The 22,532-nt window shown below is 50.4% G+C and carries 16 protein-coding genes and 3 pseudogenes; 5 read left to right on the top strand and 14 right to left on the bottom strand.

Features of this window, described 5'->3' with window-relative positions; translation table 11 throughout:
• Positions 1-9: 9 nt before the first annotated feature.
• From mglC to folE, 6 genes and pseudogenes are all read right to left on the bottom strand, one after another.
• Positions 10-1,020, bottom strand: a complete 1,011-nt coding sequence (mglC, locus tag CRI63_RS16965; RefSeq protein WP_001275110.1) for a galactose/methyl galactoside ABC transporter permease MglC — start codon at positions 1,018-1,020, stop codon at positions 10-12.
• 15 nt (positions 1,021-1,035) lie between these two features.
• Positions 1,036-2,557, bottom strand: a pseudogene (mglA, locus tag CRI63_RS16960) (galactose/methyl galactoside ABC transporter ATP-binding protein MglA).
• A gap of 60 nt (positions 2,558-2,617) precedes the next feature.
• Positions 2,618-3,616 carry a galactose/glucose ABC transporter substrate-binding protein MglB gene (gene mglB / locus CRI63_RS16955; RefSeq protein WP_001036964.1) on the bottom strand — a complete coding sequence of 333 codons (999 nt, stop codon included), beginning with the start codon at positions 3,614-3,616 and terminating at the stop codon, positions 2,618-2,620.
• Positions 3,617-3,913: 297 nt separating this feature from the next.
• On the bottom strand, positions 3,914-4,936 hold the full coding sequence (gene galS / locus CRI63_RS16950; RefSeq protein ID WP_130207064.1) for an HTH-type transcriptional regulator GalS: 1,023 nt from the start codon (positions 4,934-4,936) through the stop codon (positions 3,914-3,916).
• Positions 4,937-5,077: 141 nt separating this feature from the next.
• Positions 5,078-6,235 (bottom strand): DUF418 domain-containing protein YeiB, encoded by a 1,158-nt coding sequence (gene yeiB, locus CRI63_RS16945; RefSeq protein ID WP_130207066.1) that lies wholly within the window; start codon positions 6,233-6,235, stop codon positions 5,078-5,080.
• 16 nt (positions 6,236-6,251) lie between these two features.
• On the bottom strand, positions 6,252-6,920 hold the full coding sequence (gene folE, locus CRI63_RS16940; protein WP_001139613.1) for a GTP cyclohydrolase I FolE: 669 nt from the start codon (positions 6,918-6,920) through the stop codon (positions 6,252-6,254).
• 257 nt (positions 6,921-7,177) lie between these two features.
• On the opposite strand from folE, the gene yeiG reads away from it, so the two are divergent.
• Positions 7,178-8,014, top strand: a complete 837-nt coding sequence (yeiG, locus tag CRI63_RS16935) for an S-formylglutathione hydrolase (protein WP_135520183.1) — start codon at positions 7,178-7,180, stop codon at positions 8,012-8,014.
• A 31-nt stretch (positions 8,015-8,045) separates the two neighbouring features.
• Here yeiG and cirA read toward each other — a convergent pair whose 3' ends face one another.
• The 3 genes and pseudogenes from cirA to yieE form a co-directional block, all read right to left on the bottom strand.
• Positions 8,046-10,037: a catecholate siderophore receptor CirA gene (gene cirA, locus CRI63_RS16930; protein WP_135520181.1), complete on the bottom strand. Its 1,992-nt coding sequence runs from the start codon at positions 10,035-10,037 to the stop codon at positions 8,046-8,048.
• Positions 10,038-10,322: 285 nt separating this feature from the next.
• Positions 10,323-11,794 (bottom strand): annotated as a pseudogene (gene lysP, locus CRI63_RS16920) (lysine-specific permease).
• Positions 11,795-11,998: 204 nt separating this feature from the next.
• A complete protein-coding gene (gene yieE / locus CRI63_RS16910; RefSeq protein WP_130207074.1) occupies positions 11,999-12,880 on the bottom strand; it encodes a DNA-binding transcriptional regulator YeiE in 882 nt (293 codons plus the stop codon).
• A 98-nt stretch (positions 12,881-12,978) separates the two neighbouring features.
• Between yieE and CRI63_RS16905 the strand changes: the two genes are divergently transcribed.
• From CRI63_RS16905 to CRI63_RS16895, 3 genes and pseudogenes are all read left to right on the top strand, one after another.
• Positions 12,979-14,028, top strand: a complete 1,050-nt coding sequence (locus CRI63_RS16905; protein ID WP_000182044.1) for a YeiH family protein — start codon at positions 12,979-12,981, stop codon at positions 14,026-14,028.
• Between the two features lie 73 nt (positions 14,029-14,101).
• Positions 14,102-14,960, top strand: a pseudogene (gene nfo, locus CRI63_RS16900) (deoxyribonuclease IV).
• Between the two features lie 2 nt (positions 14,961-14,962).
• A complete protein-coding gene (locus CRI63_RS16895) occupies positions 14,963-16,051 on the top strand; it encodes a sugar kinase (protein ID WP_135520179.1) in 1,089 nt (362 codons plus the stop codon).
• A 54-nt stretch (positions 16,052-16,105) separates the two neighbouring features.
• Here the strand turns inward: CRI63_RS16895 and CRI63_RS16890 are convergent, their stop codons facing one another.
• Both CRI63_RS16890 and rihB read right to left on the bottom strand, forming a co-directional pair.
• On the bottom strand, positions 16,106-17,356 hold the full coding sequence (locus CRI63_RS16890) for a NupC/NupG family nucleoside CNT transporter (protein WP_135520177.1): 1,251 nt from the start codon (positions 17,354-17,356) through the stop codon (positions 16,106-16,108).
• A gap of 99 nt (positions 17,357-17,455) precedes the next feature.
• Positions 17,456-18,397, bottom strand: coding sequence for a ribosylpyrimidine nucleosidase (rihB, locus tag CRI63_RS16885; RefSeq protein ID WP_000415426.1), 942 nt, complete (start codon positions 18,395-18,397; stop codon positions 17,456-17,458).
• A 129-nt stretch (positions 18,398-18,526) separates the two neighbouring features.
• Between rihB and CRI63_RS16880 the strand changes: the two genes are divergently transcribed.
• Complete coding sequence (locus CRI63_RS16880; RefSeq protein WP_135520175.1) at positions 18,527-19,225, top strand: transcriptional regulator YeiL; 699 nt, start codon at positions 18,527-18,529, stop codon at positions 19,223-19,225.
• A 58-nt stretch (positions 19,226-19,283) separates the two neighbouring features.
• Here CRI63_RS16880 and CRI63_RS16875 read toward each other — a convergent pair whose 3' ends face one another.
• From CRI63_RS16875 to CRI63_RS16865, 3 genes are all read right to left on the bottom strand, one after another.
• Entirely contained in the window at positions 19,284-20,534 is a 1,251-nt protein-coding gene (locus CRI63_RS16875; protein ID WP_135520173.1) for a NupC/NupG family nucleoside CNT transporter, read from the bottom strand.
• 93 nt (positions 20,535-20,627) lie between these two features.
• Positions 20,628-21,566: a pseudouridine-5'-phosphate glycosidase gene (psuG, locus tag CRI63_RS16870; RefSeq protein ID WP_135520171.1), complete on the bottom strand. Its 939-nt coding sequence runs from the start codon at positions 21,564-21,566 to the stop codon at positions 20,628-20,630.
• The gene (locus CRI63_RS16865; protein ID WP_130217116.1) at positions 21,554-22,495 is read right to left on the bottom strand and encodes a pseudouridine kinase; all 942 of its coding nucleotides are present in this window, start codon (positions 22,493-22,495) and stop codon (positions 21,554-21,556) included. The genes psuG and CRI63_RS16865 overlap by 13 nt, the downstream gene beginning before the upstream one ends.
• Positions 22,496-22,532 lie beyond the last annotated feature (37 nt).

Below are 22,532 nucleotides of genomic sequence, written 5' to 3'. Positions count from 1 at the left end.
ACAATCACATCACTTCTTACGTGCGTATTTCAGTGAATCCAGCGCCACGGCGAAGATAATAATCGCCCCTTTGATGATGTACTGCCAGTACGGGTTTACGCCGATGTACGTCAGGCCATAGTTGATGACGGTAAAAATAATTACCCCGGTCACCACGCCAATCACCGTCCCCACACCGCCGCTGAACGATACGCCGCCCACCACGCACGCCGCGATAGCATCCAGCTCATACATGAAGCCGAGGTTGTTGGTGGCAGAGCCGATACGTCCGGCTTCTAACATCCCACCGAAGGCATAGAACACGCCAGACAACGCATAGATCATCAGCAGGTTCAGGCCGACGTTGACACCAGAAACTTTTGCCGCTTCCGGGTTACCGCCAATGGCAAAAATGTTCTTACCAAAACGGGTTTTGTTCCACAGCACCCAGACGAATGCCACCGCAATCAGGGCGTAGAAGGTGATGTAAGAGAGACGGAAACTCCCCAGCGCAATAAAGCCCTGGGCAAAAGTGGAGAAACCACTGTCAAAACCAGAAATAGGCGACGCACCAACAAAATCGTAATAGAGCGAGTTAATGCCATAAACGATGATCATCGTGCCGAGAGTGGTTATGAATGGCGTTACGTTGAGATAGGCGATAATCAGCCCGTTGATCAAACCGATCACCGCGCCAATAGCACAGACAATCAGAATAACCAGCGCAATCGGCATCGTCGCCATTTCAGGGAACACTTTGTTGGCGTTATCCATGGACTGCAATAACGTCGCTGCTACCACTGCCGCCAGCCCTACCTGACGACCAGCTGAAAGGTCGGTCCCCTGGGTGACAATTAACCCTGCCACGCCGAGCGCGATAATAATACGCACCGATGACTGGGTGAGAATATTACTTAAGTTCAACAAACTTAAAAAAGTGGGATCCTGGAAAATAATAATCGCCAGCAAAACTAAAAGAACGACGTAAATACCGCCCTCTTTCAGGTAAGTAAGAAAACTTTTCTTATTTAACGCACTCATGGGAAGCCCCTAATCTTAAAGGTGCAAAGACGCAAGACGCAGAATTTCGTTTTGCGTTGTTGTTTTTGTATCGACAATTCCGGAAACGAGGCCATTGCTCATAACCAGAATACGGTCTGTTATCCCTAACAACTCTGGCATTTCAGATGAGATAATAATAATCCCCTTGCCTTTCTTCGCCAGTTCGGCAATTAACTGATAAATTTCAAACTTCGCTCCAACATCAATACCGCGCGTCGGTTCGTCGAGCATTAATATTTCTGGTTGCGTTAGCAGCCAGCGACCAATAATCACCTTTTGCTGATTACCACCTGAGAGCGAACCAATTTGCGTCCGATGCCCTGGCGTTTTTTACCCGCATCGAATCAATCACCCACTGGGTATCGCTTTTCATCCGCGAGTTATCCAACAAGCCAACTTTATTTTTGTAGTTGCGAATATTGGAAATTAATGAGTTAAAGCCAATATCCAGATAGGCATAAATTCCCGTTGAACGGCGTTCTTCAGTTACCAACGCGAATCCGTGGTTAATGGCTTCGTTGGCGTTATGGTTATTGATCTTTTTGCCGTGCAACGTAATGGTGCCAGCAGATTTCTCGCGAATGCCAAATAACGTCTCAACAATATCGGTACGTTTCGCCCCCACCAGCCCGGCAATACCGAGGATCTCCCCTTTATGCAGGTCAAACGACACATCGCGAATCGATGGCTGGCGTAGTGACGTCAGGTTACGCACTTCGAGGATCACTTCGCCCGGCTTGTTTTCTTTATCCGGGAAACGCTGGTTAAGAGAACGACCAACCATCATGGCGATGATCTTGTCCATCGTCAGCCCTTCCAGCGGTTCGGTAGCGATCCACTGACCGTCGCGCAATACGGTGACTTCATCACATAACTGGAAAATCTCTTCCATTTTATGCGAGATATAGACAATACCGCAGCCGCGTTCTTTTAATTTACGAATAATAGTAAACAGATGGTTGACCTCTTTTTCGGTTAACGAAGAAGTCGGTTCATCCATAATCACAATTTTCGCGTTATAGGAAAATGCTTTAGCAATTTCGATCATCTGCATTTGCGAAACGGATAATGTACCGACGCGCGCACGCGGATCGATATCAATATCCAGTTCATCAAAAATCGCTTTAGTTTCGCGGTACATTTTGTCCTGATCAACAAACATGCCTTTGGTGGGATATCGCCCCAGCCACATGTTGTCCATCACCGAACGTTGTAATACCAGGTTTAACTCCTGGTGTACCATCGAAATACCATTTTCCAGTGCTTCTTTGGCAGAATGAAAATCGATCTCTTTACCCTGGAATAAAATGGTGCCGGAATCTTTTTGATAAATACCAAACAGGCATTTTAATAATGTTGATTTTCCCGCGCCGTTTTCCCCCATTAATGCATGGATAGAATGTGGTCGGACTTTTAAATTAACGTTATCAAGTGCCTTAACACCAGGAAAAGACTTGTTGATACCGCTCATTTCCAACAAGTATTCACCTGATGACGGAGTCGTTGAGCTGACCATATAATTTTACCTTGTTGGTCATACAATAAGGGCGCAATAAACTATTGCGCCCGTTCAGTCTTATTTCTTGCTGAATTCAGCCAGGTTATCTTTGTCTACGCCAACATAAGGTACGCGAACCACTTTGTTGTCGATTTTCCAGTTGGTGCCGTCAGCAGCGCCCTTGCCATCGGCCAGGTTTTTCGCCAGATCAAAAGTCGCTTTCGCCTGGTTGTTGGCATCATTCAGTACGGTCCCCGCCAGCGCACCGGATTTCACCAGCGCCAGAGCTTCTGGCAGCGCATCGACGCCAAACACCGGAATGCTGGACTTGTTGTGTGCTTTCAGCGCTTCAACCGCACCCATTGCCATCGCATCGTTGTTAGCAATAACCACTTCGATTTTGTTGGCGTTCGGGCCAGACAGCCAGGCGTCCATCTTATCTTTCGCCTGAGCAGTGTCCCACATAGCGGTATCTAACTGTAACTGTTCAGTTTTGATGCCTTTATCGTTCAGCTCTTTAATCACGTAAGTGGTGCGTGCTTCTGCATCCGGATGGCCCGGCTCGCCTTTCAGCAGTACGAACTGAATCTGACCGTCTTTGTTCAGATCCCAACCCTGATTCGCCGCCCAGTGTTTAGCAATCAGATCGCCCTGGATAATGCCGGACTCTTTGGAGTCAGTACCAACGTAGTAGGCTTTGTCGTAGCTATCCAGTGCCTTACGGGAAGGTTCTTTGTTGAAGAAAACCACCGGCACGTTTTGCCCGCGCGCTTTCTCAATCACCGTACCCGCAGCTGCCGGGTCAACCAGGTTGATTGCCAGCGCCTTCACCCCTTTCGCCAACAGCACGTCAATCTGATCGTTCTGCTTGGACTGGTCATTCTGTGAATCATTCATCAGCAACTGGACGTCTGGTGCTGCTTTCGCATCCTGTTCGATAGCCTTACGCACGACAGACATAAAGTTATCGTCATATTTATAAATCGTCACACCAATACGGGTATCAGCAGCGTGTGCAGCGGCGCCGAATAACATGCTGGCCATCACAGCAGACAGGGTTAACACCTTCTTATTCATGGTATCTCCGGTTTTTCTTATGCAGGGTAGTGCTTGAGATAAATGCTCGGCGGGCCAGTATGGTTAATGAAGTGTTACTGAACGCCGAAGCTCATTTTTAAAAATCCGTTCGTCCATGCCCGGTAACGCTCCATAAAACGGCTCTAATTGTTGTTATGACGCCATAACTTCGATAAAAGCGATTATTCGCTGTTACATACAAGTTACAACGTTAAAACGGTGCAATCATAGCTACCACATTGTTAAGATACTGTGAAATCTCTCACAAATTGAAAGCGGTTACATCCTCTGATTTGCTCAGTTAGTGATCGCCGCCGCATTCTGACGTATTGCGACAGAATGGCGGCGCACTAACGTCGGCATAAAACAGTGGCTGGCACGCGGATCAATGTTGCCTGCAGCCCCCTGCAAGGCCAGTTCAGTGGCTAATTTTGCCATCGAAGCAATGGGATAACGCACGGTCGTTAATTGCGGGTCGGTGTAACGAGCAATGGGGATATCATCGAAACCGATGATTGAGAGATGTAACGGAATCGCAATGCCATTATCTTTTAATGCCGTCAGAGCGCCTGCGGCCATATTGTCGTTATAGGCAAATACAGCGGTAAGTTGTAGATTGCGCCCGAGCAGTTCAACCATCGCCGCCTCGCCGCCTGGCATATCCGGCGTACCCGTGCCAATCCAGCTTTCCGGCGGAACAATATCCTGCTCTTTCAGCGCGCTTATCCAGCCCGCTTTACGCATTGCGTCATCTTCAATGCTGTGGCTGGAAGAGAGATAGCCGATACGTTGATGACCGTTATTCAGCAACATGCGCGTCGCCATTCTGGCACCGCTGATATTATCCAGACAAACACAGCGATGGGCATAGCCTGGCACAACCCGATTGATGAGCACCATGCCGGGAATGTTGTCCATAAATTGCGCCAGCTCGTCGTCACTTAACGCTTTTGAATGAACGATCAACGCGTTACAACGCTGGCGAATTAACACCTCAATGGCGTGACGCTCTTTTTCCGCTTCATGATAGCTATTGCCAATCAACACATATTTCTGATGTTGCTGGGCAACGAGATCGACGGCTTTAACCAATGCGCCGAAAAATGCATCTGAAACATCCATGACCACCACACCGATGGTATCGCTCACCTGAGTTGCCAGCGCCTGTGCATTGGCATTTGGCCGATAATCCAACTCACTCACCGCTTTCATAACTGCTTCACGCGTGTCGGCACTGACCAGCGTGCTGTTATTGAGCACCCGGGAAACCGTTGCCACAGAGACGCCAGCCTGACGCGCTACATCACGAATGGTGATCATATTCACTACCTGTTATGAGAATGCAGTAGGTTACTGCTTGCTGGCGGCTATTTTGTCAGCACTGAATACAGGACTTCGTGAATCGAGTCACAGCAATGGAAACGGTTACAGCCGTTTTGTTAATGAATGTGATCCAGATCGTTATCTGGATGTTTTAGATAATGCAGGTCCGGCAGCGCGCAAGGTTAACTGACGCCAGAGCCATTCCACCGGCCCCTGACGGAAGTAACGCAGCCAGATAACAGAGAAAAGCAGGTTCGCCAGCCATACCGGAACGACAAACGCCAGCAACTCCAGGCGGTCAAACTGCATAAACAAACCGAGGTGGTAAAACAGCGTGGTACAAATCAGCGTTTGCAGTAGATAATTGGTTAGCGCCATCCGTCCGACGCAGGCGATTGCCAGCACCAGCCTGAAGCGGCTTAATTGCGGCCAAAAGCCATAAAACAGCGACGCATAGCCAATTGCCTGAAACGGCGCGCTAAGTTCACGCGGCATTTGAAGTAAGAAGGCACACCAGCGATACGCCCAGTCTAGCCGCCATTGCAGTGCGATAGCAGGAAGGTTAATCAGCACACCAATTGCCACCAGCACAAAACCGGTACGACGATAGTGACGTAAGCTGAACTGCCCTTTCAGCCAGCCGCTACGCATCAGCGCAGCGCCAATTAACATCATCCCTGCCAGTTGCCAGCCATACTGCGCGCCCAGTGCCAGTAAACTGTTGCCGACGCCATCGGCACGGTTACTGATCGCTTCAACGCCGCCATGAAGTTTCCAGTATTTTTCATACAAAATGGCCGATGCATCTGGCGTCCAGGCGCGGCTGGTCTGGCTGTCAGAAATCAACCCCAGCAACAGCAAAACGCCAATCCCCACCAGATACAGCATCACGCCAGTATTAAATAAACTTTTTACCGATGGCGCATCACGCACCAGTCGCCAACTGATTAAGCCCACCAATCCGTAAGCCAGCAGGATATCGCCGTCCCAGAACAATAAACCGTGAATAAAACCCAGCAAGACTAACAGTGTTAACCGCGACTGGATCCAGCGTCTGCCGCGCGGCAGCAACATTTGCAGGCCCGCGCCAAACAGCAGCGCAAAAAGCGTGAGGAATTTTACCTGGCCGATGAGATCCAAAAACGCCCAGGTCCAGGCGTCGGACGGGGTAATAGTGCCATACCAGGCGGGATTGAGATAAGCCGCCTTTGGTAAACCAAAGGCGCTGATGTTTAATAGCAGGATCCCCAGAATGGCGACGCCGCGAACAAAATCGAGCGTGACGTTGCGCTCCATGGTTCCTGCCTTTTAATCAGTTGTGATGACGCACAGCGCGCAGAAACTCGTGCCGCGTATTCTGACTGGATTTGAACAAACCACCGAGGGAGGTCGTTGTCGTGGCGCTGGTTGCATCGCGGATGCCACGCGCCTTCACGCAGTAGTGCACCGCGTCGATGGAGACAGCCACGTTATTGGTGCCCAGCAGCGTTTGTAGCGCAATGAGGATTTGCTGAGTCAGACGTTCCTGCACCTGCGGGCGCTGGGCAAAGAACTGCACGATGCGGTTAATTTTCGACAGGCCGATCACCGAATCTTTCGGGATATAGGCTACCGTCGCTTTGCCATCGATAGTGACAAAATGGTGCTCGCAAGTGCTGGTCAGGGTGATATCGCGCACGGTGACCATTTCATCGACCTTCATTTTGTTTTCAATGAGGGTGATTTTCGGGAAATTGGCGTAATCCAGACCGGAGAAAATTTCATCGACATACATTTTAGCGATGCGATGCGGCGTTTCCATCAAACTGTCATCAGCGAGGTCGAGATTCAATAGCTGCATGATTTCAGTCATATGACCGGCGATAAGGCTTTTGCGCGTTTCGTTATCCATTTCATGCACGGGCGGGCGCAGCGGTGTTTCCAGTCCTCGCGCAACTAACGCTTCATGAACCAAGGCCGCTTCTTTACTGAGTGATGGCATTTATGTTTTCTCCTGCAGGTGTGACGCCTCCGCCCTGCGTGGGGGCAAAGTTATTAAGCTGATTAGCAGCCCGATTATTGTGCGTGAGGTGGCGCACATAATCCAGTATTCACAGCGATAATTATTGTAATTGCCGCTGCCTTTCAGCGTTAGATGTTAAAACATCGTTATGCATATGCGGAAGTGAAAGTTACTCACAGCGCATTGAATAAACGGTATGATGACTAAAATGCAAACAACACAACAAGGAGCCACGCATGGAAATGCTCGAAGAGCACCGCTGTTTTGAAGGCTGGCAGCAACGCTGGCGGCACGACTCCAGTACCTTAAATTGTCCGATGACGTTCAGCATCTTTCTCCCACCGCCCCGCGACAACGCCCCTCCGCCTGTGCTGTACTGGCTTTCAGGTTTAACCTGCAATGACGAGAACTTCACCACCAAAGCAGGCGCTCAGCGCGTAGCGGCAGAACTGGGGATTGTGCTGGTAATGCCAGACACCAGCCCGCGCGGCGAACAGATTGCTAACGATGATGGCTACGATTTAGGCCAGGGTGCGGGGTTTTATCTCAACGCCACGCAACCGCCGTGGGCGACGCATTACAGGATGTATGATTATCTGCGCGATGAATTACCGACGCTGATTCAATCGCAATTTAACGTCAGCGATCGCTGTGCTATTAGTGGCCATTCGATGGGGGGTCATGGCGCATTGATTATGGCGCTGAAAAATCCGGGCAAGTACACCAGCGTTTCCGCCTTTGCGCCGATTGTGAATCCGTGCTGCGTCCCGTGGGGAATCAAAGCGTTTAGCCGCTATTTAGGTGAGGACAAAGATGCATGGCTGGAATGGGACAGTTGCGCGCTGATGTATGCCAGTCATGCGCAGGATGCGATCCCGACGCTTATCGATCAGGGCGATAACGATCAGTTTCTTGCCGACCAGCTGCAACCCGCAGTTCTGGCAGAAGCCGCGCGGCAGAAAGCTTGGCCGATGACGCTACGTATTCAACCTGGTTATGATCACAGTTATTACTTCATTGCTTCTTTTATAGAGGATCATCTGCGCTTCCATGCGCAGTATTTACTGAAGTGAAAGTTCGCCCGGTTCGCCGGGCATCTTCTCATCAGAAGCGATAATCCACTGCCATAAAGTAACGACGTCCGTCTTCGTTATAGCTGTAGTCATCACGACTCAGATCTTTGTCGCCCAGGTTCAGCACGCCTGCGCGCAGTTTGACGTCTTTGGTCACCTGCCAGGCCGCGCCGGTATTCCAGATCACATAGCCACCTGGCGTTTTAGCGGTATCGCTGTCGGCTCGTTTCTGACCAGTGTAGTGACCAGAAACATAAAACGACCAGTCTTCCAGCGCCAGCGGTTTCCAGTCCAGCGTACCGTTAGCGGTATGGAACGGCAGATCGGATAGCGGTTTGTTTTCACCGTTGCTGACATCGCGTCCATCGTTGTAGGTGTAGTTGAGTGACAGCTTCCATTCATCGTTGAACGGAATTTTCAGCTCGGTTTCCACGCCCTGAATACGAGCTTTGTTAACGTTGTAGTAGCTGAACACCGGTATACGTCGACCGTTTGCCCCCGTTTCAAAACCAACAAAGTTTTGGTAACCCGGCGCAGCATTGACGTCAGATGTACGGCTGATGCTGATACGATCTTTCACATCGTTACGGAAAACGGTAACGCTGGATTCAACACCTTCCAGCCAGCCCTCTTCACCCATGTAGTAAAGCCCCAGTTCCCAACTTTCGCTGGTTTCTGGTTTCAGATCCGGGCTACCCACAATCTTACATGCGCCACGGCAGGAATTGGTCGTCCAGTCGGGGCTAAGTTGTAATAACGAAGGTGCTTTAAATGCCGTCGCCCAACCCCCTTTCACTGTTACGGTGTCGGTAGCGTTATAGACCAGATAGGCACGCGGGCTCCAGTGATCGCCGTAGGTTTCATGATCGTCCATACGCACGCCGGTCGTCAGCGCCAGCGGCTCGAAGATCCGCCATTCATCTTCCACAAACAGCGCGTACTGACTGGCGGACGTTTTAGTGCTGGTGCCGCCGGTCAGGTTCACCGCATCGCTAAGTTTGTCGTGGCGCCATTCACCACCCACCGTGACAAACTGATTGATAGCCGTCAGCGGCAGCGTGTATTTACCATCGACCGTGTTACTTTCGGAAGTAATCGGGCTACTGTTGCCTGGGTTTTTGTTCTCGACTTTCTCACCATAATATTTCAGTTCGCTGGTGCCGTAATCCCAGCGCCCATTATGGCTTACGGAGTAGTTCTGGCGTTCGAGGCGGTTTTTGTCCAGCGAGTCAGAATCGCGATCCTGGCGGTCAAAACCGTAACCAGCGGTAAAATCGTGATTTTGATTCGGCGTCCAGGCAAATTCGACATTGCCGTCGCGACTGGAGAATCCTTCAATACGCGGCGTTTCTCCCGTGTCGGTAGTAGAGGAACTCTGCGGGTCATCCTTTTCACGTTTTGCCAGGCTACCGTAAGCTTTCATTCCCAGCACGCCGTCAATCAGCGGTCCACTCGTGAAGAACTGGCCATTGTAGGTGTCACCGCGATCACGATGTTCCTGAATGGTGGTATCTACCGTTACAGTGCCTGACCATTTCTGGCCGATTTTTTTGGTGATGATGTTCACCACGCCGCCGAGCGCATCGGAACCATACAGTGAAGACATCGGGCCACGTACCACTTCGATACGTTCGATGGAATCGACCGGGATCCAGTTCAGGTCAAAGTCATTATGGCGGAAGACGGCATTGCGCGAGTTAACACGTTTACCATCGACAAGAATCAGGGTGTAGCTGCTATCCAGACCACGAATACTGACGCCCTTACGGTTGTCCCCTTCGTTAGTCAGTTGTACGCCCGGCACTTCTTTGAGGACATCCTTCAAATTTTGCACTGGTTTACGTTGCAAATCTTGCTGGGTAATGACACTGATACTGGCGGGCGCATCTTTGAGGTTTTGTTCAACGGAAGATGCCGTGACTACCATCGTTTCGCCATCATCATCAACCGCTAACACAGGCCATGCACATGAAACTGCGGACAAACACAGCCCGGCCCGTACGAAAGGGTTCAACCTAAACATTCCATATCTCCATGAGGTAACTACGAAAATAAAATGGGTTATCGCTCACATCTTCTTCATGTCCCCTTGCGTACGGCAGCATCGCGGTAGACTTTTTTGTATGCAGGTGATCATCCCAAAAGCCTGAACAGCCTCTGATTTGTCAGCCTTTTTTGATTTCGGCGTAACGATAATGCAAACGATAACAATTATCAATCCAAATGTTAAATTTTATATCCGTATGAATACTAAGGAAAAGAAAAAGCCCTCTCGGTTGAGAGGGCTTTATTAAGGAAGGGGTAAAACTTATTTCTTATCGTTCTGCGGGAACTTCATTTCACTGTAGCGTACGAAGTGGGTTCCTTTAATCAACTTATAGCCAAACCAGATCATAAGGAACAGCGGGATGCCAATATAGGTTGCCGCTACGCCACCCCAGTCGATAGTGTCTTTCAGGAACGCTTCGTAGTTCTGGCCCAGAGTGATAATCAGGCACAGCACAAAAGCGAAGATCGGTCCCAGCGGGAAGAAGCCTGAACGGTACGGCAGATCGTTAATATCATGCCCCTGCAGCACATAACCGCGACGGAAACGATAATGGCTGATCGCAATTCCCAGCCAGGCGATAAAGCCTGTCATACCGGAGGTGTTCAGCAGCCACAGGTATACCGTCTGGTTACCAAACATGGAGGTCAGGAAGCACAGACCCGCAATTACCGTGGTCGCATACAGCGCGTTACGCGGTACGCCGCCACGCGACAATTTAGCGAAAATGCGCGGCGCTTTACCGTCACACGCCAGGGTGTACAGCATACGAGTAGACGCATACATACCGGAGTTACCCGCTGACAGCACCGCCGTCAGAATAACCGCGTTCATCACCGCCGCCGCAGAGAGCAGACCCGCATGCTGGAACACCAGGGTGAACGGGCGTGACGCTGATGTCTTTAACATCGTTACGCAGCAGGCTCGGATCGGTGTATGGAATGATCAGGCTGATGATCAGGATTGCGAACACATAGAACAGCAGGATTCGCCAGAACACCTGACGTACCGCGCGTGGAATGTTTTTCGCCGGTTCTTCGGACTCGCCTGCAGCAATACCGATCAGCTCGGTTCCCTGGAAAGAGAAGCCGACAATCATTGCCACACCGATCATCGCCGCAAAACCACCAGCAAATGGTGCTTCGCCAATCGTCCAGTTGCTCCAGCCCGCAGGCTGTGCGCCTTTGAAGATGCCGATAATCATCATCACGCCGACGATGATAAAGACAATGACCGTAGTGACTTTGATCAGTGAGAACCAGTATTCCGCCTCGCCAAAGCCACGAACTGAAATGTAGTTCAGGAGGAAGATAACGCCGAGGAACAGCGCACTCCAGATCCAACCCGGGGTGTCCGGGAACCACCAGCTCATGACCAACTGAGCGGCCACCAGGTCAACGGCGATAGTAACCGCCCAGTTGTACCAGTAGTTCCAGCCCAGCGCGAAGCCAAAGCCTTCTTCAACATAGTTCTGACCGTAAGTGGCAAAGGAACCAGAAACCGGCATATATGCCGCCAGTTCACCAAGACTGGTCATCAGGAAGTAAACCATCAGGCCGATCAGAATATACGAGAGCAGCGCCCCACCTGGACCTGCCTGAGAGATCGTTGCGCCAGAGGCAACAAAAAAGACCCGTACCGATGGAACCGCCAATGGCAATCATCGTCAGGTGACGCGCCTTTAATTCACGGCGTAAGCCCGGCGCTTCTGTGGTTTTAGTTTCGGAAACCATACGAAAATGCTATCCATCTTAAAAATGAGGCGCGATTGTAGCAGACGATTTGCAATCCTTCCGGTAGAAATACGCTTTTATAAGACACCTTCATGATCGCCCAGGGATTATAAGTAAAGCAACCAATCTCTTTTCTGGCGAATGTATACCGGTGGTGCTGCGTCACAAAATCGACACAGCCCCCGTAGGTTTCTGTACAACGGATTAACGCGGCAAAGTGGAGGAATCGCAGTACTCCAGAAAGCGCCGTAACGCGTTGGAAAGGTGTTTCTGCCGATGATGTATACGCCACAACGTACGCATCAGGCGCGGCAGAGGGACAGCAACTTCACTTAATGTGCCAGCCTGCAATTGATCTTCAATGACCCTTCGCGACAGGCAACTGATTCCCAACCCATGACGCACCGCATGTTTGATTGCCTCGGAGTTACCTAATTCCATCGCCATCTCAAACTTCGGTAAATGCGACAGTAACAGATAATCGACAATCTCCCGCGTGCCGGAACCGCGTTCACGCAGGATCCACGGCGCAGCGGCCAGCTGTTCTAAAGTGACCGGACCACGAGCCAAAGGCGAAGTCGGCGCGGCGAAAACCACCAGCTCGTCTTCCAGCCACGGTTCAGAAATGATTTCAGTGCTGTGGCACGGTCCTTCAATAAAGCCAATATCAACGCGGAAATCCAGCACCGCTTGCATCACGTCCTGGCTGTTCCCAACGCTCAGTTCAATCGGCAACTGCGGATAATCATGGCGATACCGGGCGATGACTGCAGGCAGAATGTAGTTACCGATGGTACTACTGGCATAGACACGAATCGCGCCGTTGTCTTCGCGAAACAGTTGTTCGATTTCAATCGCCTGTTCAAGCAGTGCCAACGCACGCGGATAGAGCAGCCGCCCGTGTTCATTAACAACCAGTCTTTTCCCCACGCGATCAAACAGTTGCACGCCAAGCTGCCCTTCCAGGTCGGTCAAGGCTGCGCTCACTGCTGATTGCGACAACGCCAGCATCACCGACGCCTGGGTGGTTGATCCACTTTTCAATACTTCTGCAAAAACTTCCAACTGCCGGAGGGTGATGTGCATAGTCGCTTACCACTTATAAAGATTAATTATAAATATATAATCAATTTTATTTTTAAACCAGTTAGTCGTAACCTTATGCCCGGTTAAAGGAGAGGGTTATGACAAATATCACCTTACAGAAACAACATCGTACACTGTGGCATTTTATTCCGGGGTTAGCCCTGAGTGCAGTTATCACCGGGGTCGCCCTGTGGGGTGGTTCCATTCCCGCGATTGCGGGTGCCGGGTTTAGTGCCCTCACCCTCGCAATCTTGTTGGGGATGGTTTTAGGCAACACCATCTATCCGCACATCTGGAAAAGCTGTGACGGTGGCGTGCTGTTTGCCAAGCAATATTTATTACGTCTGGGTATCATTCTTTATGGCTTCCGTCTGACGTTCTCGCAAATTGCCGATGTCGGTATCAGTGGGATCATCATTGACGTGCTGACGCTGTCCAGTACCTTCCTGCTGGCTTGCTTCCTGGGGCAGAAAGTGTTTGGTCTGGATAAGCACACCAGCTGGTTGATCGGTGCCGGTAGCAGTATCTGTGGTGCTGCAGCGGTACTGGCGACTGAGCCGGTAGTGAAAGCGGAAGCCAGTAAAGTAACCGTGGCTGTTGCAACCGTTGTTATCTTCGGGACCGTCGCGATTTTCCTCTACCCGGCGATATATCCGCTGATGTCTCAATGGTTTAGCCCGGAAACTTTCGGTATCTACATTGGTTCTACTGTGCACGAAGTGGCGCAGGTGGTGGCGGCAGGTCATGCCATCAGCCCGGATGCAGAAAACGCAGCAGTTATTTCCAAAATGCTGCGCGTGATGATGCTGGCCCCGTTCCTCATTCTGCTGGCGGCGCGTGTTAAACAGCTGTCTGGGGCGAACAGCGGCGAGAAAAGCAAAATCACTATTCCGTGGTTTGCCATCTTGTTCATCGTAGTTGCCATCTTTAACTCGTTCCACCTGTTACCGCAGAGCGTGGTGAACATGCTGGTAACGCTGGATACCTTCCTGCTGGCAATGGCGATGGCGGCGCTGGGTCTGACCACTCACGTCAGCGCGCTGAAAAAAGCCGGGGCGAAACCTCTGCTGATGGCACTGGTACTGTTTGCCTGGCTGATTGTTGGTGGTGGTGCGATTAACTATGTGATTCAAAGCGTCATCGCATAAACCACTACATCTTGCTCCTGTTAACCCGCTATCATTACCGTTTTCCTCCAGCGGGTTTAACAGGAGTCCTCGCATGAAATACATTGGAGCGCACGTTAGTGCTGCTGGCGGTCTGGCAAATGCCGCAATTCGCGCCGCCGAAATCGACGCAACCGCGTTTGCCTTGTTCACCAAAAACCAACGTCAGTGGCGTGCCGCACCGCTCACGACGCAAACCATCGATGAATTCAAAGCCGCCTGTGAAAAATATCACTACACATCGGCGCAAATTCTTCCCCACGACAGTTATCTGATTAACCTCGGACATCCGGTCGCTGAAGCTCTGGAAAAATCGCGCGATGCCTTTATAGATGAAATGCAGCGTTGCGAACAGCTGGGGCGTTTCTTTGCTCAACTTCCACCCAGGCAGCCATCTGATGCAGATTTCAGAAGAGGATTGCCTTGCGCGTATTGCCGAATCCATCAACATTGCACTGGATAAAACACAAGGTGTGACCGCGGTGATTGAAAATACCGCCGGTCAGGGCAGCAACCTTGGATTTAAATTCGAACATCTCGCGGCGATTATCGACGGCGTGGAAGATAAATCCCGCGTCGGCGTCTGCATTGATACCTGCCATGCTTTCGCTGCCGGGTATGATTTGCGTACTCCAGCCGAATGCGAGAAAACATTCGCGGATTTTGCCCGTATTGTCGGCTTTAAATATCTGCGCGGGATGCACCTTAACGATGCGAAAAGCACCTTTGGCAGCCGCGTTGACCGCCATCATAGCCTCGGTGAAGGCAATATCGGTCATGATGCGTTCCGCTGGATCATGCAGGACGACCGTTTCGACGGCATTCCGCTGATCCTTGAAACCATCAACCCGGATATCTGGGCAGAAGAGATCGCCTGGCTGAAAGCGCAACAAACTGAAAAAGCGGTAGCCTGAAGATGAATAACCGGGAGAAGGAGATCCTTGCAATTTTACGGCGTAACCCGCTGATTCAGCAGAACGAAATTGCGGACATGCTGCAAATTAGCCGTTCGCGCGTTGCGGCGCATATTATGGATTTAATGCGCAAAGGGCGGATTAAAGGCAAAGGTTACATTCTCACCGAGCAGGAATATTGCGTGGTGGTGGGAACAATCAATATGGATATTCGCGGGATGGCGGATATCCGTTATCCGCAAGCGGCCTCTAATCCCGGTACGATTCATTGCTCGGCGGGCGGCGTTGGGCGCAACATCGCCCACAATCTGGCGCTGTTAGGCCGCGACGTCCATTTACTCTCGGTGATTGGCGATGACTTTTATGGCGAAATGCTCCTGGAAGAGACGCGCCGCGCCGGAGTGAATGTCTCCGGCTGTGTTCGTTTACACGGCCAAAGCACATCGACGTATCTGGCAATTGCCAATCGAGACGATCAAACCGTGCTGGCGATTAACGATACCCATCTGTTGGAACAGTTGACACCGCAACTACTGAACGGGTCGCGCGATTTACTTCGTCATGCGGGCGTGGTGCTGGCTGATTGCAACCTGACAGCCGAGGCGCTGGAGTGGGTCTTTACCCTCGCTGATGACATCCCGGTGTTTGTCGATACCGTTTCAGAATTCAAAGCGGGCAAAATCAAACACTGGCTGGCGCATATTCACACCCTGAAACCCACTTTACAGGAACTGGAAATTTTATGGGGACAGGCGATCACCAGCGATGCTGACCGTAATGCCGCAGTGAATGCGTTGCATCAGCAAGGTGTTCAGCAACTGTTTGTTTATTTGCCCGATGAGTCAGTTTATTGCAGCGAAAAGGATGGTGAACAATTTTTGCTGACTGCGCCAGCGCATACGACGGTAGACAGTTTTGGTGCTGACGATGGTTTTATGGCGGGCCTGGTGTATAGCTTTCTGGAAGGAAGCAATTTCCGTGATAGCGCCCGTTTTGCGATGGCCTGCGCGGCAATTTCGCGCGCCAGCGGCAGCTTAAACAACCCTACCCTGTCTGCCGATAACGCGCTTTCATTAGTGCCAATGGTGTAACAATGTTGCCGGATGCGACGCTTAACGCGTCTTATCCGGCTCATAAATCGCGCACTACGCTAAACCAATAAAGAACCCGGCAATGGTCGCACTCATCAGGTTGGAAAGCGTCGCCGCCGCCAGCGCCCGTAAACCAAGCTGGGCGATTTCCGGCGCACGGTGTGGCGCAACCGCAGAAAATGCCCCAACCACTACCCCGATAGAACCAAAGTTAGCGAAACCGCACAGCGCAAAAGAAATAATCGCCACGGTTTTAGCATCCAGAGAGCCACCCGTTTGCAGATATGGCGAGAAATTGAGATAAGCGACAAATTCATTGATCGCCAGCTTCTGCCCAATCAAACTCCCGGCAAGATTTGCATCACTCCAGTCAACACCCATCACCCACGCCAGCGGGGCCAGCAGATAACCTAAAATGGACTCCAGCGAGGCTTGCTCAAAACCAAACCAGCCGCCAACGCCGCCGATAATACCGTTAATTAACGCAATGATGGCAACAAATGCCATGACTACTGTCGCCACACCCGCAGCGATTTTCAGCCCGGTCATTGCCCCTGTAGCGGCGGCCTCAATAATACTTTTTGGCGGTGTTTCGGTGAAAGAGAGGTTATTAAAGGAAACCTGCGAAGATTCCGTAGCCGGGCTTAACAGGCGGGCAAACAAGATCCCGCCGGGGATCGCCATTAATGATGCCGCCAGCAGATATTCCACAGGTACGCCCAGTGCAGCGTAACCAATCATTGTCGAACCAGCAATCGAGGCCATGCCACTACAAATCGCTGTAAATAATTCATTGCGATTCAGACGATCGATAAAGGGCTTCACAATCGCCGGAATTTCGTTTTGCCCGAGGAAAATGGTAGTGACCGCGACGAATGACTCAATCTTGCTGATATTTAATGCTTTCTGGAATATACCGCCGAGAATGCGAATTAAAATCCCCATCACACCGATGTAGTAGAGAATACTCACCAGTGCAGTAACGAAGATAATTGCCGGTAATACCCTGAAACCAAAGATAAATCCTGCGCCATCAAATAAGGTGTCCATTTTCGGTCCGACCAGAGAACCGAAGATAAATGCGCTACCCGCGTCGCTGTACGCCATCACTTTATGGACGCCAAAAGCGACTTTTTCAGCGACCCAACGCCCTGGCGGTAACCAAAGCATAATGCCGCCAATCACGACCTGTAACACTAACGCCGCGCCAACGGTACGCAGGCTGATCTTCTTCTTGTTTACTGACAGCAAAAATGCAATTGCCAGCAGTACCACCATTCCCAGAACACTTCTCATGACATCCATAGTGATTATCTCTTCATGTCATTTTGGGCGACGGCTTTCTGCCCATCAGAAATAGCCGGGCCTGCATCTTGCGATACTGACCCAGCTTGTTATCAACACTTAATGGGTTTTGATGTAGCCGCGAACGCACTCTTCGACTAAGCCCCAGAACCAGTCGGTATCAATAGTGATGCCGACTTTGGTATTGGCTGGCTTGCCAAGAACGCCCAACTCGTCGCAGACGGTACGCCCGTAGCAAGGGCCGCTATTAACGTCCACTTCGACGTACATATCCTGGGTTTTAATGCCATCAGGGTTAATCAGATAACCGATGCAGGTGGCGTCGTGCACCGGGCCGCCAGCCAGACCGTAGTTTTCGAACTGGGTTTTGAGAGTGAAGTTCATGATGTCGCTGAACAGCTCCCCGGCAGGGCCGCCTGCCCTTTCCATCCGTGCAATCACGTCAGGGGTGCAAACGGTCTGGTTGGTGAGATCGAGGCCCATCATCACCAACGGAACGCCGGAGGTGAACACCACGCGTGCGGCTTCCGGGTCAGCAAAGATGTTGAACTCGGCAGATGGCGTAAAGTTGCCAGTACCATAAGCGCCGCCCATCAGTACAATTTCACGGATTTTGGGCAGGATTGCGGGTTGCATGCGCATTGCCACCGCGATGTTTGACAACGGACCAACCGGCACCAGAGTGATATCGCCATCGCTTGCCATCAGGGTATCAATGATGTATTTCACCGCATGAGTGCTTTCTGCCTGGCGGGTTAGCGGCTCGAATACCGGGCCATCCAGTCCGGTTTCACCGTGAATATTATCGGCAACAATTTGTTGACGCATAATGGGCTGCGGCATCCCCGCATAAACCGGAACATTAATCTCCAGTTTCTGGCAAACATTCAGGCCATTAATTAATGTTTTATCAAGCGTCTGATTACCCGCCACAATAGTGATACCTAATAAATCAATCGCCGGATGTTTCGCAGCCATCATTATGGCAATAGCATCATCATGACCCGGATCACAATCCAGAATAATTTTTCTCTTTTCCATTGTTTATTTCCTCTGTTTCCAGTTGCGTTATTTTTTCTACAGCAAAGAAAATTCGACCGGGCCGATGATTGAATCTTAACAACAGCGTACGTATGCTAAATATGAGAAATCTCATAGCGGATAAACATCGTGAAAGAAATCCACAATAATGATCTTAAGCAGCAATTGATGAGTGAATCCGCGTTTAAGGATTGCTTTTCAACGGATGTTTCAGCCGATACGCGGTTGTTTCATTTTTTAGCGCGTGACTACATTGTGCAGGAAGGGCAACAGCCGTCCTGGCTGTTTTACCTGACGCGAGGCCGTGCCAGACTTTACGCCACGCTGGCTAATGGTCGCGTGTCGCTGATTGATTTCTTTGCCGCGCCCTGTTTTATTGGCGAGATTGAGTTAATCGACAAAGATCATGAACCGCGTGCGGTACAGGCTATTGAAGAGTGTTGGTGTATTGCGCTCCCTATGAAACATTACCGTCCGCTGTTATTAAACGACACGTTATTTTTACGAAAACTCTGCGTCACCTTAAGTCATAAAAATTATCGCAATATTGTTTCTTTAACTCAGAACCAATCATTTCCGTTAGTGAATCGCCTGGCAGCATTTATATTACTCTCGCAGGAAAGTGATCTTTATCACGAAAAACACACACAAGTGGCAGAGTATTTGGGTGTTTCTTATCGACATCTTTTATATGTTCTCGCGCAATTCATTCACGACGGTTTATTAATTAAAAGTCAGAAAGGGTATCTCATTAAAAACAGAAAGCAGCTGTTAGGGTTGGCGCTGGAGATGGACCCGGAGAATAAATTCTCCGGGATGATGCAGTAAAAATTATTTGCAATAGCGCGATTGCCGGATACGTCTTATCCGGACTACAAATCGAGCATTACGCCAGCCCAAGAAAGAACCCGGCAATAGTCGCACTCATCAGGTTGGAAAGCGTCGCTGCTGCCAGCGCCCGTAAACCAAGCTGGGCGATTTCCGGAGCACGTTTTGGCGAAATAGCCGAAAACGCCCCAACGACAACGCCGATAGAACCAAAGTTAGCAAAACCACACAGCGCAAAGGAGATAATAGCCACGGTTTTCACTTCCAGCGAGCCACCCGTTTGCAGATACGGTGAGAAACTCAGGTAAGCAACAAATTCGTTTATCGCCAGTTTCTGCCCAATCAGGCTACCTGCAAGGTTAGCATCGCTCCAGTCTACCCCCATGATCCACGCCAGTGGCGCCAGCACATAGCCAAAAATACTTTCCAGAGAAGCATTGGCGAAACCAAACCAGCCGCCAATTCCGCCGATAATGCCGTTGATCAACGCAATAATTGCGACAAACGCCATTACCACCGTCGCCACACCAGCGGCGATTTTCAGCCCGGTCATCGCACCGCTCGCCGCCGCTTCGATAAAGCTTTTTGGCGGCGTTTCGCTGAACGACAGGTTTTCAAATGTCACCTGCGAAGGCTCGGTTGCCGGGCTAAGAATACGCGCAAACAAAATACCGCCGGGGATAGCCATCAGCGATGCCGCTAACAGGTAGTCAATTGGCACGCCCATTCCGGCATAACCAATCATCATCGAACCAGCAATGGACGCCATCCCGCTACAAATTGCGGTAAACAGCTCGTTGCGATTCATACGATCGATAAACGGTTTAACGATCGCCGGGATCTCGTTTTGCCCGAGGAAAATAGTGGTAACTGCAACAAAAGATTCGATTTTGCTGATGTTGAGGGCTTTCTGGAAAATACTGCCAAGAATGCGAATCAGCAGCCCCATCACGCCAATGTAATAAAGCAGGCTAATGAGCGCGGTAACGAAGATAATCGCCGGAAGTACGCGAAAGGCGAAGATAAAGCCCGCGCCATCAAAGAGAACATCCATTTTCGGCCCAACCAGCGAACCAAAAATGAAGGCGCTACCGGCATCACTGTAAGACATCACTTTATGAACGCCTAATGCCGCCTGTTCTACTGCCCATTTTCCCGGCGGAAAATAGAGCATGATGCCACCAATAGCGATTTGCAGCAGCAGCGCGGCTCCAACCGTGCGCAAACTGATGCTCTTTTTATTCACCGACAACACAAATGCTATTGCCAGTAACACCACCATCCCCACAACACTTCTCATTATATCCATAATGATTTTCCCTTCATGCCAGTAAACCCGGCGTCAGCGCCAGGTTTCGGTATGTATGATCAGTACGGGCGACGGCTTTCTGCCCGTCAGAAATTAACCCGCGAGACGCTGGTATTCTTTGGCAATTTCACTCGCCAGAATGGCGTTGTTGAACACCAGCTGGATGTTGGATTTCAGGCTGTCACCGCCGGTCAGTTCAGCAACGCGTGCCAGCAAGAACGGCGTACTTTCTTTACCAATAACACCCTGCGCTTCAGCTTCAGCTACCGCCTGATCGATCGCCGCATTGATAGTGTGTTCCGGCATAGCAAACTGTTCCGGGATCGGGTTCGCTACCACGAGGCCACCGTTCAGCCTACTTTGCCATTTCACCGCCATCGCGCGGGCAATTTCTGTGGCACTGTCGAGACGAATGCTGACGTCAAACGGGCTGGTGCGGCAGAAAAACGCAGGCAGCGCTTTGGTCTGATAGCCAATTAGCGGTACACCGAAAGTTTCTAAATATTCGGTAGTTAAGCCTAAATCGAGAATAGATTTTGCTCCGGCACACACTACGGTGACATTGGTGTGCGCCAGTTCTTGCAAATCGGCAGAAATATCGAAGGTATGTTCCGCCCCGCGATGCACGCCACCAATTCCCCCGGTGGCAAATACTTTAATTCCGGCAAGCGCCGCAATAATCATCGTTGAAGCAACGGTGGTTGCGCCATTTTTCCCAGCCGCAACAACAAAAGGTAAATCGCGACGGCTAACTTTAGTTACGTTATGTCCTTCACGACCCAGCAATTCAATTTCTTCTTTGCTTAAGCCCACTTTCATGACGCCACCAATAATGGCGATAGTGGCAGGTACAGCGCCCTGTTTACGAATAGTTTCTTCTACTTCAATTGCAGTCTGGGCATTTTGTGGAAACGGCATACCGTGAGAGATAATGGTCGATTCCAGCGCAACAACTGGTTTTTTGCTTTTTAAAGCATCCTGAACTTCCGGGGAAATTTGTAATAATTCAGGGGAAAGGTTTAATTCAGACATTCTGCGTTCTCCACTAACGATATAACGTTGGCAATCGATAAATTTGGGTTATTGGTGTATTCACAGGAGAGCGCCATTGACGAACATCCCTGTGCAAAACGAACAGATTCGGCAAACGGCATTCCGTCGACCCAACACGAAGCAAGACCTGCCATCATGGCATCGCCCGCTCCGGTAACATTAATGACATTGGTTTTAATCGGTGCAGACCAGCCGTTTTCACCGCCGATTTCACTGTAGTAAACACCGTCTCCGCCCATACTCAGTACCAGGCGGTTCAGGCCATGCTGATGGAACCAGGCGGCAACTTTTGCGACATCTTCACGCCCTGACAGCGCAATCCCGCTCAGGGTTTCCGCTTCAAGACGGTTTGGCTTCAGGGTGTGGATCTGACTTAGACGGTCGCGCACTTTGACACATTTCCATGCCGAAACCGGATCGACAAATACAGGTACGTCGGCGGCATTATCCAGAATCCAGACCAACGCCTCTTCACTGATATTACAGTCAGCGACAATGACCTTTGCTCCCTGGATAAATTCACGGTGCTGTGCGAGATATTCCGCAGAAATACAGTTACTAATATTCATGTCATTTATAGCAACCAGCATTTCACCGGTATTATCGAGCAATGATAAATAGCTCGAGGTATTTTCCCCTGGCACAATCAGGCATTTCTCGACATAAACACCGGATTGATTGGTTTGCGTCAGGAGCGATTGGCCATAAAAATCACTGCCTACAGCGCTAAGTAGCCAGACTTTGTTCCCCAGCAACGCCAGATTTTGCGCGATATTGCGCCCTACTCCACCAGGTGTAAATTTTATTTTCCCTGGATTTGAATCCGCATAATTTAATGATTCATGTGAATATCCGGCGACATCAATATTCGCCGAACCTATAATTACGACATATTCCTTTTCGCGCATAGCACGTCCCCTGGTAAAAAAATTACCAACTCTGTCA

This window comes from Escherichia sp. E2661 (assembly GCF_004745185.1).
Taxonomy (GTDB): domain Bacteria; phylum Pseudomonadota; class Gammaproteobacteria; order Enterobacterales; family Enterobacteriaceae; genus Escherichia.
This window is presented reverse-complemented; position numbering and strand designations above follow the sequence as displayed.